Source organism: Serratia sp. 14-2641, from assembly GCF_001692375.1.
Taxonomy (GTDB): Bacteria; Pseudomonadota; Gammaproteobacteria; order Enterobacterales; family Enterobacteriaceae; genus Chania; species Chania fonticola_C.
This window is the reverse complement of the sequence record NZ_LXKR01000055.1, coordinates 113,096-126,261: the sequence shown is the minus strand read 5'-3', so window position 1 is coordinate 126,261 and position 13,166 is coordinate 113,096. Positions and strand designations below refer to the sequence as shown.

The 13,166-nt window shown below is 53.7% G+C and carries 12 protein-coding genes and 1 pseudogene; 5 read left to right on the top strand and 8 right to left on the bottom strand.

Translation table 11 applies throughout. The annotated features are described in order from the left end of the window. Positions 1-173: 173 nt before the first annotated feature. Positions 174-497 carry a glycosyltransferase gene (locus A6U95_RS19240; RefSeq protein WP_065685632.1) on the bottom strand — a complete coding sequence of 108 codons (324 nt, stop codon included), beginning with the start codon at positions 495-497 and terminating at the stop codon, positions 174-176. Between the two features lie 581 nt (positions 498-1,078). Between A6U95_RS19240 and A6U95_RS19235 the strand changes: the two are divergent. Beyond that, positions 1,079-1,825 (top strand): annotated as a pseudogene (locus A6U95_RS19235) (transposase); the annotation flags it as partial. A gap of 211 nt (positions 1,826-2,036) precedes the next feature. Here the strand turns inward: A6U95_RS19235 and murJ are convergent. From murJ to rimJ, 4 genes are all read right to left on the bottom strand, one after another. Beyond that, complete coding sequence (gene murJ, locus A6U95_RS19230; protein ID WP_065685842.1) at positions 2,037-3,572, bottom strand: murein biosynthesis integral membrane protein MurJ; 1,536 nt, start codon at positions 3,570-3,572, stop codon at positions 2,037-2,039. A gap of 119 nt (positions 3,573-3,691) precedes the next feature. Next, positions 3,692-4,609 carry a Gfo/Idh/MocA family oxidoreductase gene (locus tag A6U95_RS19225; RefSeq protein WP_065685631.1) on the bottom strand — a complete coding sequence of 306 codons (918 nt, stop codon included), beginning with the start codon at positions 4,607-4,609 and terminating at the stop codon, positions 3,692-3,694. Beyond that, a complete protein-coding gene (locus A6U95_RS19220; protein WP_065685630.1) occupies positions 4,602-5,246 on the bottom strand; it encodes a YceH family protein in 645 nt (214 codons plus the stop codon). Before A6U95_RS19220 ends, A6U95_RS19225 begins: the two co-directional genes overlap by 8 nt. Before the next feature lie 10 nt (positions 5,247-5,256). Continuing rightward, on the bottom strand, positions 5,257-5,841 hold the full coding sequence (gene rimJ / locus A6U95_RS19215) for a ribosomal protein S5-alanine N-acetyltransferase (protein ID WP_021181129.1): 585 nt from the start codon (positions 5,839-5,841) through the stop codon (positions 5,257-5,259). 334 nt (positions 5,842-6,175) lie between these two features. Between rimJ and mdtH the strand changes: the two genes are divergently transcribed. The 4 genes from mdtH to A6U95_RS19195 all read left to right on the top strand — a co-directional run bounded on the left by mdtH (position 6,176) and on the right by A6U95_RS19195 (position 10,560). Further along, positions 6,176-7,381, top strand: coding sequence for a multidrug efflux MFS transporter MdtH (mdtH, locus tag A6U95_RS19210; RefSeq protein WP_065685629.1), 1,206 nt, complete (start codon positions 6,176-6,178; stop codon positions 7,379-7,381). A 151-nt stretch (positions 7,382-7,532) separates the two neighbouring features. Continuing rightward, entirely contained in the window at positions 7,533-8,180 is a 648-nt protein-coding gene (gene grxB / locus A6U95_RS19205; RefSeq protein WP_065685628.1) for a glutaredoxin 2, read from the top strand. A gap of 31 nt (positions 8,181-8,211) precedes the next feature. Further along, positions 8,212-9,852, top strand: coding sequence for an AarF/UbiB family protein (locus A6U95_RS19200; protein ID WP_065685627.1), 1,641 nt, complete (start codon positions 8,212-8,214; stop codon positions 9,850-9,852). Positions 9,853-9,996: 144 nt separating this feature from the next. After that, the gene (locus A6U95_RS19195) at positions 9,997-10,560 is read left to right on the top strand and encodes a lipoprotein (protein WP_024530478.1); all 564 of its coding nucleotides are present in this window, start codon (positions 9,997-9,999) and stop codon (positions 10,558-10,560) included. A gap of 37 nt (positions 10,561-10,597) precedes the next feature. On the opposite strand, the gene A6U95_RS19190 is transcribed toward A6U95_RS19195, so the two are convergent. From A6U95_RS19190 to ghrA, 3 genes are all read right to left on the bottom strand, one after another. After that, complete coding sequence (locus A6U95_RS19190; RefSeq protein WP_065685626.1) at positions 10,598-11,176, bottom strand: molecular chaperone; 579 nt, start codon at positions 11,174-11,176, stop codon at positions 10,598-10,600. A 38-nt stretch (positions 11,177-11,214) separates the two neighbouring features. Continuing rightward, the gene (locus A6U95_RS19185) at positions 11,215-11,952 is read right to left on the bottom strand and encodes a phosphatase (protein ID WP_065685625.1); all 738 of its coding nucleotides are present in this window, start codon (positions 11,950-11,952) and stop codon (positions 11,215-11,217) included. A 105-nt stretch (positions 11,953-12,057) separates the two neighbouring features. Continuing rightward, a complete protein-coding gene (gene ghrA / locus A6U95_RS19180; protein ID WP_065685624.1) occupies positions 12,058-12,999 on the bottom strand; it encodes a glyoxylate/hydroxypyruvate reductase GhrA in 942 nt (313 codons plus the stop codon). Positions 13,000-13,166 lie beyond the last annotated feature (167 nt).

Sequence of the window (13,166 nt, the reverse complement as noted above, 5' to 3'; positions counted from 1 at the left end):
GTCAATTATCCTATTTTTGTCTTTTCGCCTTAACTCTTCATGGACATATCCAAAATAGAAAAAACCTCCATTATTAGCAAATCCTCTTCGTATATTCTTTGATATATCACCATCATGATTTTTAATTTTCGGACAAATTGCAACAAGGTCTCTATTGTTATTTATATTTATTTTTACAAATATCTTTGAAACTTCATGCTTTGAAGAAACAACATATTCATCTGCATCAACAAAAAAATATAATTAGATATTGACTTGCTTATGGCAAGATTTCTTGGTTTTGAAAAGCTATCTTCCCATTCCGTATGAAATATTTTAACTCCATCAGCTAAATAGCCATTTAATATTTTAAGCGTATTATCTGTTGATCCTGTATCAACAACGATTATTTCTTGAAAAAGTGGAAGTAAGCTGTCGATGCAGCGAGCAATACAGCGCTCTTCATTCTTGACAATAATCGCCGCTGCTACTGTCACGTTGCTTTCAAAGTCATTCATTCAAGCCTCCCTTTATTGATTCCTATCGCCTTCCGTAGATGATATTTATTACCATTATCAATAACGCCGTGTGAAATACACATAAAAGCGCATTTTAAGGTCAAAAATGTGATGCGCTTCATGTTATTACGTTTTTTTTCTAACAATGAACACATCATTAACAGCTATTCTGACTTATAAAACTACTATCCTCCTAACGTCGAGCTCGCCATCCTTCATAAACACATACCCAATTGAATATTGGTCAAAATACGCTATTTTAAGCAAAGCGATTTAGATCCCGGCATGAGTAATATTCGCAGTTATTAGCTTATTTAACCCCCTGTTCTCCATTAAAAATTTAATGGTCTTCAAAAGTCTGGTTTATACATGATCAACATAGTGTATGTGAAAGGATAATCCGTGCGTATTAACTAGGTATAAATAGGGTTGCCGCCAACATTTTTTCAGCAATGGCAAGTGACATTAGTAACAATTTACATAAGCCTCAGGTCGCGTTAGCGACCTCAGATTGCTGACAAAGTCAGTGAAAAAACGGACTGACTGCCATGCTTTAAGAACCCTCTCCCCAGCAATACCAGATTAAAACCATCCCCCTTGATCAACTGGTTCCCGAAGACCATCTGGTGCGCAAAAATGATGCCGCCATCGATTTTGAATTTATCCGCGATGCCGTTGCTCACCTCTATTGCCCCTATAATGGCAGGCCCGCTATCGACCCCATTCGTCTGATTAAAGTGATGCTGTTGGGCTACCTCTTCGGTGTTCCTTCCGCACGCCGTTTGGTCAAGGAAATCCAGACCATCCAGACCATAGGGCAGGCTCTCAATGGCAGCATGGCAAACGGATGTGTGCTTTACACCGACAGTACTCATCTGAAAGCCGATGCCAACCCGCGCAAGGCCGTGAATGAACTGCGCCCTGAAGGTGTCAGTGAATACTTCACACAGCTGAATGATGCCGTGGAGGCCGACAGGAAGCAACGCGAAAAAAATCGCTGCCCGCCGCAAGAAAAGTCCCCAAAAATGACACGGTTAAAAACACCAAAATCAGCACCACCGCCCCGAAAAGCAGCTTTTATGCACCGGGACAACAAGCCGAAGGGCTTCTTCAATCTGGACCATCGCACGGTGGACGACAAGCACGGCATCATCTTGGATACCCATGTCACTTTGGACAACGTGCATGGCAGCCAGCCGTTCATCGGCAGGCTGGCGCGGCAGGTGGAGCGGTTCAGTCGTGATACGGTCACCGTGGGTGTGGATGCGGGTTATTTTACCTCGGCGGTGTGCCATCTGACGGAAGATGGCGCTGTTGGAGCTTCTTTATCGTCTTTATATGTGGCTTAACGAGGTTCAGGAGGAGCAGAAGGCTTCTATCGACGGCAAGTCAGGTCAACTGATGTGATTATGGAAAAATATTGCGATCGCGACCTGCGGTCGCTAAAAAAGAAGAACCCCACCTGAAAAAGTGGGGTTAGTCAGCAGTCTGAGGTCGCATTAGCGACCTTTTTGTTATCGGGTGAGTAGCAGTTGGAAGTCAATCTACCCGCCGAGCGAAATCTCTAGGGCGGAAACCAAGGATCCCCAACACCGCGAAGTAAGCAACAATCCCCGCAGCCACCACGACCGACAGACGCAGTAAGCGAGCCAGCATATTGCCCTGATCCCATTCCGGCATCAGCCACATCACGCCAAGCAGCACCGCAGCCATCACCAGTACGGCGACTACCAGCTTGAACAGGAACATCGCCCAGCCGGGTTGCGGTTGGAAAATATCCTGCTTGCGCAGTTGCCAATAGAGCAGCGAAGCATTCAGGCAGGCTCCCAGACCAATCGATAACGAAAGCCCGGCATGCTTCAGTGGGCCAATAAATATCAGGTTCATCACCTGAGTCAGGATCAGCGTAATGATGGCAATCTTGACCGGCGTTTTGATGTCTTGACGCGAGTAGAAACCCGGTGCCAACACTTTCACCACGATCAGGCCCATCAAACCAACCGAATAGGCTACCAGCGCACGCTGGGTCATCGCCGCATCAAAGGCGGAAAACTTGCCGTACTGGAACAGCGAGACGGTTAGCGGCTTGGCCAGGATGCCTAACGCAATGGCACTCGGCAAAGCCAGCACAAAGCACAGACGCAGGCCCCAGTCCATCAGGCGGTTATATTGGTCATGGTTACCGCTGGAAAAGCTCTTCGCCAAGGACGGTAGCAGGATGGTTCCCAATGCCACGCCCAACACCCCAGACGGGAACTCCATCAGGCGATCGGCATAATACATCCACGAAACTGAGCCGGAGACCAGGAACGAAGCGAAGATGGTGTTGATGATCAGCGAGATCTGGCTAACCGAAACCCCCAGTATCGCTGGCCCCATCTGGCGCATCACCCGCCATACGCCTGCGTCATTCAGCTTCAGGCGCGGCAATACCAGCATCCCAATTTTCTTGAGATGTGGCAATTGATAACCCAGTTGCAGCACGCCCCCAACTACCACCGCCCAGGCCAAAGCCAGCACCGGCGGATTGAAGTACGGTGCGGCAAACAGCGCAAAGCCGATCATGCTGACGTTCAACAGCGTTGGCGCAAAGGCCGGAATGGAGAAACGGTTCCAGGTGTTAAGGATCGCCCCTACCAGCGAGGCCAGCGAAATCAACAGGATATAAGGGAAGGTGATACGTAACAGTGACGAGGTCAGGGCAAACTTATCCGGCGTATCAGTAAACCCCGGCGCCGTAATAAAAATCACCCAGGGCGCGGCCAGCATGCCAAGTACGGTCACTACCGACAGTACCAGCGTCAACAGGCCGGAAACGTAGGCGACAAAGGTGCGCGTCGCCTCTTCCCCCTGCTGGCTTTTGTATTCCGCCAGGATCGGCACAAACGCCTGGGAGAAAGCCCCCTCAGCAAAGATGCGCCGTAAAAGGTTTGGCAGTTTGAACGCCACAAAGAAAGCATCCGTAGCCATCCCTGCCCCAAAAACGCGTGCCACAATGGCATCACGCGCAAAGCCCAGCACCCGTGAAAACATGGTCATCGAGCTAACGGCTGCCAGTGATTTAAGTAGATTCATGTGGTTATTCTGATGAGTACGACGGGTAAATATCAACGCCTGCATCGGCAGGCGTCAGTTGAGTGGCGTTAGTCTACGGCTCCGCGCCGCTAATAGCTACCGCCATATGTTACATGGGGTTAACTGGCATCGCGCAGCATTTTCTCGATCAATCGCTGGGCGTAAATGGCCTGTTCTCCGGCAGTTTCCGGCGCGGTCTGGTTGCTGATGGACTGAATAAAATGGTGCACCGCACCGGCAAAACCGCGTTGTTCCAGCGTGGTTTGCCAGCCTGGGGCGGGTTTCTCGAGCACGCCTTGCGGGTCTTCCCGCAGCCATTGGCGCATATCGTTCAGTTGATAGACCGCACCGTTGGTAACTGCCTGCACGCTCTCCCGTTGGCTGCCAGCACGCCGGTGCATGCTGGTCGTAACGATGGTGTCACCGCAGGCAAAGTGGTGTTCCGCGTAAAGCATCTCGCCCGCTTCGTTTGCTCGCAACTTGCCACTCTGCAAGCTGGCGTTCCCGCCTCCCAACCACAGCGCGGTATCCACCACGTGCAGATAGTCATCCAGCAGGGTAAAACGTAGATCCTTTGGTCCTACGCTATCGGCGCGGTGTTTATCCATACGGATCGAGGCCGGTAGCTGCATTTGCTGTTTCAACTGGCGATACAGCGGCGCAAAACGGCGGTTGAAGCCCACCATCAGTGCCACACCCTGCTTTGCGGCCAGTTCGATCAGTTGCTCGCCCTGTTCCAACGTTTCCGCCAGTGGTTTATCCACGTAGACGTGTACGCCCTGCGCCAACAGCTCACCCACTACCTGAAAATGGCTAGCCGTGCTGCTGTGCACGAACACTGCATCACACTGTTGTGCCAGGCTATCAAGACGAGAGAAATAAGGCATACGATAGCTATCGCATACCGGCTGGGCTTTTTGCTGATTAGGTGAAAAGCCGCCTAGAAGCTGCCAGTCCACCGCTTGAGAAAGAATTGGCAGGTAAGCCTTTTGCGCGATGCCACCTAAACCCACGACCCCGATACGAAGTTTACTCATGTGAACCCCGCGCCAGCAGCTGCTGCACCTGTTGTTTCAATTCAGCGACTTCGGCCTCCAGACGCACTACGCGTTCAGTCAATTCACCCGCATTGGCCTCCTCGGCTTCAACCGGAGCCGCATCAATCTGGCCGCTGAACAGGTGCATAAAGCGGCTCTCACGCTTGCCTGGCTCACGCGGCAAACGTACCACGAACGGCCCATCCTCACGGGTCGACAACTGTTGCAACACCTCCTCCACTTCGCTGACGTCGTTGAATTCATGCATCCGGTTGGTGCGAGTACGCAGTTCACCCGGCGTCTGTGCGCCACGTAATAGCAGGGTCGCAATCACCGCCACTTCGGCCGGTGACAGTTTCAGTTGGCCGAACTCGGAGTTGCAAAAACGCTGCTCATACTTCACGACCCGATTACCAAAACCACTTAAGGTACGCAGGAAGTGCCTTCTCAGCAGCAAATCAAGCTGCTGCTGGACTTCGCTTTCCGACAGGTCCATCACCGGCTCACGGTTGGTTTTTTGATTACAGGCCAGCGTAATGGCATTGAGGGAAAGGGGATATTGGTCAGGCGTGGTCACCTGCTTTTCCATCATGCAACCGATCACTCGGGCTTCTTTGGCATTTAATTCATATTTCATTGTTACGGCCTCAGCGTGGCGGTTGCCACTCTTTATTGGTCAATGCGGTCAACACATGATCCTGCCACTGTCCGTCGATCAGCAGGTAATCCTTGGCATAGCCTTCGCGTTCAAAGCCGAGCCGGGTCAGCAACGCACCGCTGCGCTGGTTATGCGGCATATAGTTGGCCATAATGCGATGCATCCGCTGTTGACGCTGCATATAGCGGATGGCCGTTTGCAACGCTTCGTACATCAGCCCCTGCCCTTGCCACTTTTCACCCAGGGAATATCCCAGGAAGCAGGCATGGAACGAGCCGCGCAGCACATTGCTGAAGTTGGCGACGCCGCACACATGGAGTTCTTCCGGATCGAGCAGGATAAAATAGTAGGCACTGCCCTGCTTTTGCATTTCCGTGATCATACCCAGGCGGGCTTGCCAGCCAGAGGGGTAACAGTGGCTATCATCGCGCACCGGTTCCCAAGGCTTCAGGAACGCCCTGTTTTCGGCATAGTATTCGGCCAGGCGGTAGGCATCGCGTTCGTGAACTAAACGGACAACCAGCCGATCGGTGGTAAGACGTATTTTCGGTGATGCAGAGCGATAGCCAAACATCATTTCCCCCGCGGTCAGAACGGTTCGATAAGAAGTATTGATTGGGTCAACATCTACAGGGTCAGGCATTATCTCACATGACTCATGGCAGACTGTCGGCGTAAAACCGCGTATTCCCCCGGTAATATAACCGTAGCCCGCCCGGCAGGTAAGCCCCTGAGCGCTCAGTAAATAGCCAGTTAGCTGTTTTGCCCATTTTTAAGTGTAGTTTTGCCACTCAGGTAACGTATTGACGATTAAAAAATATTATCTATCACCCCCCTATCAGACATTACGTATTGGGTAGAGAATAACCGGGTAGTCTTTCTCTCCTTTTAACTGCTCGTGGTGAAGCATGTCTCTGGTATCGCAAGCTCGGAGCTTGGGTAAGTATTTTTTATTGTTCGATAACCTGTTGGTGGTTTTAGGCTTTTTCGTCGTCTTCCCACTTATTTCTATTCGCTTTGTCGATCAACTTGGCTGGGCGGCCGTGGTCGTGGGCCTGGCACTGGGATTACGCCAGCTCATTCAGCAAGGATTGGGGATTTTTGGTGGAGCGATTGCCGACCGTTTTGGCGCCAAACCGATGATCGTCACCGGCATGCTGCTGCGTGCGGCGGGCTTTGCCACCATGGCGATGGCCGATCAACCCTGGATACTGTGGTTTTCCTGCGCGCTGTCCGCCCTTGGCGGCACCCTGTTCGATCCGCCCCGTACCGCGCTGGTGATCAAACTGACCCGTCCACATGAACGCAGCCGTTTTTATTCGCTGCTGATGATGCAAGACAGCGCCGGTGCCGTGATCGGTGCGTTAATCGGCAGTTGGCTGCTGCAGTACGACTTCCATTTCGTCTGCTGGGTGGGCGCGGGTATTTTCGTGTTGGCCGCCGGTTGGAACGCCTGGCTGTTACCTAATTACCGGATCTCTACCATACGGGCACCGATGAAAGAAGGCATGATGCGCGTGCTGCGCGATCGCCGCTTCCTGACCTATGTGTTGACGTTAACCGGCTATTACATGCTATCGGTGCAGGTGATGTTGATGCTGCCAATCATGGTCAACGAGATCGCTGGTTCGCCGTCGGCGGTCAAATGGATGTACGCCATAGAAGCTGCACTATCGCTTTCATTGCTATACCCGCTGGCACGCTGGAGCGAAAAACACTTCCGGTTGGAACAACGCCTGATGGCCGGCTTGTTGCTGATGACCCTCAGCCTGCTGCCCGTCGGCTTTGCCACCAGCCTGCAAGCGGTGTTTACTCTGATCTGCTGCTTCTACCTGGGATCGATCATCGCCGAACCGGCGCGTGAAACCCTGAGTGCCTCGCTGGCCGACTCTCGGGCACGCGGCAGCTATATGGGCTTTAGCCGCCTGGGGTTGGCACTCGGTGGCGCATTGGGTTACACCGGCGGTGGCTGGATGTATGACACCGGCAATGCGATGGGCATGCCAGAGTTGCCCTGGTTCCTGCTGGGGCTGGTAGGCTTTATCACGCTGTTGGCCTTGTACTGGCAATTTAATCCGCGTACCGCAGCCCCCGCGATCCTCCGTGGTGGCTGATTTTTGCCCGGGCGCATCCCTTGCGCCCAGTCTCTGGCGACCTAATCTGCCAAAGTTGCTATCCTGATAGTACAAAAATTGGCGCAGAAAGGCTTATGATGGCGCATCATCCCACTAAAACTGGCTGCTACACCCGACAACAGGAGCATGCATGAAACTGTTTATTTACGATCATTGCCCATTCTGCGTAAAGGCCCGCATGATATTCGGCCTCAAGGATTTACCGGTGCGTTTGGTGACCCTGCTAAGCGATGACGAAATCACCCCCATCAGCATGATCGGCAAGAAAATGGCGCCAATCCTGCAAAAAGACGACGGTAGCTATCTGCCCGAAAGCATGGATATCGTGCATTACGTCGATAACCTGGACGGAAAACCGCTACTGACGGGGAAAACCAATCCGGCCATCGCCACGTGGTTGCAACACACTGCCACCTACGTCAACAAACTGCTGTTACCGCGCTTTGCCAATGCCGATTTCGAAGAGTTCGCCACTGACAACGCACGCCGCTATTTCAGCGACAAAAAACAGGCGGCCAGCGGTGATTTTGCCGTGCTACTGGCCGACAGCGCTGATCTGATCGCCCAGTTGGAAGAAGATCTGGCCACGCTTTCCCCGCTGATCCAGTCATCGGAAGCGGTCAACGGCACTCTCAGTGAAGATGATATCCATCTGTTCCCGCTGTTGCGCTCGCTATCGATCGTGGCCGGTGTCGCCCTGCCGGATAACGTGGAGGCTTACCGCAACCGCATGGCGCAGCGCGTTGATATTCCGTTGCTGTTCGATATGGAGCAATGATCCACACCGGCGATAAAGGAGTCACGCGCAGATGCTAAAAATGTTTTTTGTCACCGCTCGTGACCGCGCCAGGCTGCAAGAAATCTCATCCGTACTGATCCGCTACGGTTTGCAGGATGTCATCAGGCTGCTAGGGTTAGGCAAGATGCTGGGCGGCCTGAGCAGCGGCGGCGTGGAGGTCGATAATCAGACATTGCCAGAACGCCTGCGCGCGGCCCTGGAAGCCCTGGGGCCAACCTTCGTTAAATTCGGCCAGATCCTGGCCACCCGCACCGACCTGCTGGAGCAGCGCTGGACCGACGAGTTGGAGCGCCTGCATAGCCAGGCGACAACCCTACCCTGGGAAAAGCTGGCCGCGCAGATCACCGCCGATCTGGGCGGTGACCCTCAGCAGGTATTTGCCCAATTCGATCCGATCCCGCTAGCCGCCGCCTCCATGGCGCAAATCTACCGCGCCCGCCTGCACAGTGGCGAGCAGGTGGTAGTGAAAGTGTTACGCCCTGGATTAGCCAAAACCATTCATGCCGATCTACGCCTGTTGGCCTATCTGGCCGAAACCGTGGAGCAACAAAGCCCGGCGCTGGCGCGTTATCGCCCGCACCAGATGGTACAAACGCTAGCCACCGCGCTCAATCACGAGCTGGATCTGACGCATGAAGGTAATAATTGCGATCGGGTTGCGGAACACTTTGCCAAACAGCCCGAAGTGGTGATCCCGAAAATTTATTGGCAGCACTCGTCAAAACGCCTGCTGGTACAACAATATCTGCCCGGCATCGCACCAGAAAATCCGCAGCAATTAGCCGCTGCCGGATTCGACGGCCCGTTGCTCGCACAGCGTGGCGCGCAGGCCTTTATGACCATGGTGCTGGAACATCGGCTTTATCACGCCGATCCTCATCCCGGTAACGTGATGGCCTTGGGCGACAACCACGTAGGGTTTATCGATTTTGGCATGGTTGGCCAACTGTCGGAACGGCGACGTAACCAGCTTCTGCTGTTGCTGCAGGCCATCGCGGAGCGCCAGAGCGACGGCATCGTCAATACGCTGATCGCCTGGTCTGACAGCCAGGAGCTGGATCTGACCGATCTGGAACAGGCGGCGCAAAACTTTCTCGATAAGCAGGCCTCGAGTACTCTGACGCTAGGCAAGGCACTCACCGACCTGTTAGTGATGGCCCGTGAGCATCAACTGCCATTACCACCCGATCTGGTGCTGTTGTTCAAGGCGCTGATCACCGCAGATGGCGTTTTACACCGCCTGGACCCCGCCTTTGATATCGTTGCCACCCTGAAACCGATGCTGCGCCAGGTGATGCTCCAGCGCTATACACCCGAAGCGCTGCGCCGTCGTGCTATATTGCTGGGTGGTGAGGCGCTGGATGCCGGAGAGGAACTGCCGCAGGCCATTCGCTTGCTGATGCGCCGGTTAAAGCAAGGCAAGATCGATGCCGAAATCAACGTCAAGAACCTCAACCAGCTGAGCAAGGCTCTGGAACGCGCAGCGGTCACGCTGGCCATTGCGATCGTCACGGCGGCATTCGCACTGGGCCTGGCTCCTTATCTGATGCGCTCCACCAGCCAGCTTTGGGGCATTCCTCTATTCCCCGCGCTCGGCGGGCTAACCTGTCTGGGAGGCGTGGTGCTGTTGGTATGGCGGCTGCGGCGATAGGTAATTTCAGCCTTATCCGACTAGGTAAAAAACCCTTTGCGCCGCGTCATCTGTTATCCTGCGAGCTGAAATTTTTCTTTGCTGGCGGTCACCTTTGGTTTGCAACAATCAAAGTCTACCGCATTTTCGTTTTACGAGGTTTGAATGAAGAAGATCCTGATGGGCGTGGCCGCCCTGGTCGTTGCCGGTACGCTTATCGGTTGTAACCAGCTTACCCAATACAGCGTCAGCGAGCAGGAAGTGAATAATTACCTGCAAAAACATAACGACTACCAAAAGCAGATCGGCGTTCCAGGGTTGGTTGATGCCAATATCGTGTTAACCCAGTTGCAGAGCCAGATTGGTCGTACAGAACCTAATAAGGTAACGCTTTCCGGCAATGCCAAGGTCAATATCACTTCGATCCTCGGCCCACAGGCCGCCGATTTGCAGCTAACGTTGAAGGCGCAACCGGTCTACGACCGCGAGAAAGGAGCGATCTTCCTCAAAGACATGGAGTTGGTCGATTACCAGGTGCAGCCGGAGAAGATGGATACGGTGATGAAGGCTCTATCGCCTTACCTGAATCAGTCGTTGAAATCGTATTTCGATCAGAAGCCAGTGTATGTTCTCGACGCGGATAAGAGCAAAACGGAAGCCATGGCACTCAAGCTGGCTAAAGGGTTGGAAGTGAAGCCCGGTCAGTTGGTGATCCCGTTCACCGATTAATTCTTTTGGGCGCAGTCTAAGCTGCGCCCTCTCACATTTACTCTTCTTCGTCCTGCGCTTCTTCACCTTGCTCATACTCTGCTAGCTCATCACACATAGCTGCGATGGCATGGCGAGCGATCTCTGCCAGAGTACGGTAAAAACCGCTGGTGGCGTGTGCTTCAACCTTACCCAGGAAGCGGCCACACCAAGGCAGCAAGAACTCGTTAAACAGCGTGATTTGCGCCTGGACTTCATCTTCCTGCGACTGATCTTCCAGCCAGGAGGCGGCCAGCAGCAGCGAACCGAAATGATCGGCTGGCGCCTCGCCTAATGGCATCCCACGCTGCTGGAGAAATACCCGCACGTCCGCTTCGCTGGCACCTTCAACGTAGGACGAACGCAGTGGTGAGACGCTGCACTCGCTGCCGACAAACAGAGCGTTAAAATCGGCGGCTAGCTGCGGATCGGTACAATGCTGTTGCAAACGAGTCAGCAGTTCGTCCTGCTCGAGCGGCCAGTGCTGTTGCAGTTTGCCCTCCTTGATCAAGGTAAACAGCGGCTCCAACAACGGATCCTGCGGCTGGCGGTAAAACAGCGTGCCTAACACCCGGCAGACAACGGAAAACTCATTCATGATAACACCCTATAAAACTAAAATTTGCCGTGACGATGTCACAGATCGGCTAATTCCGCAATTGCCGGTCTGCCACGCTGCTCAAGAAAGTTCAGGATCCGGCGCGGTGACACATTTAAAATGCGCTCCTGCGGGAAACTCACCTCTTCAAGGATACGCTCGCAGTGTTCAAAACCACCGAGAGCAAAAGCCACGTGCGAGTCAGAGCCTAATGCCAGCCAGCCGCCAGCGTCACGCACTGCGGCAGCTATCGCACGGCAATTTGATTCACTGCCCTTACGGGAATGAATAAACGAAGAGTTATTCAGCTCCAGCGCTACCTGATATTTGGCTGCCGCTGCCGCTATCGCCGGGATATCGACCGGATATTTGGGGTTGCCTGGATGGCTGATGATATGGACATCCCCCTGCGCCATGGCGGCAATCATCGCCTCGGTGTTGGCGGCCCGATCCTGAGGTGCAAATACCGGCTCATGGAACCCGGCAATAATCAGATCGATTTCGTTAAGCATGGGTCCGGTGCAGTCGATATCACCGGCCAGGTTTTTGATATTGGCTTCAATGCCGCGCAGAATGCCAATGCCATCCACCAGGCGTGGCCACACACGCATGTTCATAAAGTGCCAATAGTGTGGCGCATCGGCCATATCCGGCCCGTGGTCGGTGATGGCGAACAGTTTGATACCTTTGTGTTTCGCTTCGGCGATATAGTCGTGCAGGGTGCTATAGGCATGGGTACTGGCTACGGTATGCATATGTAAATCAACGGGGTACATTCTTTCTCCTTCTTAGGCGCTCGCCAGAGTCAGCGGATGGCGGCCAATCCTTGTTCATGATAGCAGTTAACGCGGCTATCGACATGTTAGCGGGTTGTGAAAGCATCAATAGCCACGCTGAATATCAACCAGGCCTGAAGGCTGTTCACCCGCCTCAAGCCGCTGGAGATTGGCGCTAACCTGATCCATCGCCTGTTCCGGCAGGGTCACAGCAGCAATATGCGGGGTAATAGTGACACGAGGATGACGCCAGAAGGCATGAGCGGACGGCAAAGGTTCGTTGACGAAGACGTCAAGCATGGCGGCCGTCAGTTGCCCTTGTGCCAACATCGCCAGCAGATCGTCTTCCACCAGATGGGCACCGCGAGCAATGTTGATCAAGTAGGCGCCTGGCACCAAACGGCTGAACAGCTGGCGGTTAAGGATACCCGCCGTTTCAGGCGTATTGGGCAGCAGGTTGATCAGCAAGCGCGTGCCATCAAGAAACGCCGCTAGCTGAGGTTGCCCGGCAAAACTCTGTACGTGCTCAATCTGCTTGGGGCTGCGGCTCCAGCAACGGACGTTAAATCCGAACGCCACCAGCTTTTGCGCTACGCTTTTCCCCAACACCCCTGCGCCCAGAATGCCGATGGTAAAATCACTCTGCTGATGAGGCTCAAGCGGCAACCAGTTCTGCTGTTGTTGCTGCAACTGATACTCATCAAAACGACGAAAATAGCGCAACACGCCAGCCAGCGCGTATTCATCCATCTGCTGCGCCATGCCGGTATCCTCAAGCCGGATTACCGGCACTCCCGCCGGTAGGCTGCCGGGATGCTGGCGCTCCTGTTCAAGGATGGCGTCTACGCCTGCCCCCAGAGCAAAGATCCCTTTCAGATCTCGGCGGTTGGCCAGCATCTCATAAGGTGGCCGCCATACTAGCGCGTAGTCCGCCGGACGATCATCCCCTGGCTGCCATGCCCGGATATTCGCATGTGGTAAGCGCTTCGCCATTCCTGCCAGCCAATCTTGCGCATCAAAAAACGGGTGATAGAAAATAATATTCACTGCCGGTTCCCTTCTTGGGTGGATTTTTAGCTATCCTTTCGCGCTTTGCCGCACGATGCAAGAATAAACTGGCAGGGAGAAGGCGGAATTATCGTGCGACAAATCAGCAAATTGCTGGAAGTTTGGCTAAACGCACGCGGTTATGGCACAAGGCTATTGACGCTGGG

What these genes read in the sequence shown, in the direction of transcription:
- A6U95_RS19225 (WP_065685631.1), bottom strand. Translation starts at nt 4,609, where the DNA reads ATGAGTAAACTTCGTATCGGGGTCGTGGGTTTAGGTGGCATCGCGCAA.
- murJ (WP_065685842.1), bottom strand. Translation starts at nt 3,572, where the DNA reads ATGAATCTACTTAAATCACTGGCAGCCGTTAGCTCGATGACCATGTTT.
- A6U95_RS19200 (WP_065685627.1), top strand. Translation starts at nt 8,212, where the DNA reads ATGCTAAAAATGTTTTTTGTCACCGCTCGTGACCGCGCCAGGCTGCAA.
- A6U95_RS19190 (WP_065685626.1), bottom strand. Translation starts at nt 11,176, where the DNA reads ATGAATGAGTTTTCCGTTGTCTGCCGGGTGTTAGGCACGCTGTTTTAC.
- A6U95_RS19240 (WP_065685632.1), bottom strand. Translation starts at nt 497, where the DNA reads ATGAATGACTTTGAAAGCAACGTGACAGTAGCAGCGGCGATTATTGTC.
- A6U95_RS19195 (WP_024530478.1), top strand. Translation starts at nt 9,997, where the DNA reads ATGAAGAAGATCCTGATGGGCGTGGCCGCCCTGGTCGTTGCCGGTACG.
- A6U95_RS19185 (WP_065685625.1), bottom strand. Translation starts at nt 11,952, where the DNA reads ATGTACCCCGTTGATTTACATATGCATACCGTAGCCAGTACCCATGCC.
- mdtH (WP_065685629.1), top strand. Translation starts at nt 6,176, where the DNA reads ATGTCTCTGGTATCGCAAGCTCGGAGCTTGGGTAAGTATTTTTTATTG.
- A6U95_RS19220 (WP_065685630.1), bottom strand. Translation starts at nt 5,246, where the DNA reads ATGAAATATGAATTAAATGCCAAAGAAGCCCGAGTGATCGGTTGCATG.
- rimJ (WP_021181129.1), bottom strand. Translation starts at nt 5,841, where the DNA reads ATGTTTGGCTATCGCTCTGCATCACCGAAAATACGTCTTACCACCGAT.
- grxB (WP_065685628.1), top strand. Translation starts at nt 7,533, where the DNA reads ATGAAACTGTTTATTTACGATCATTGCCCATTCTGCGTAAAGGCCCGC.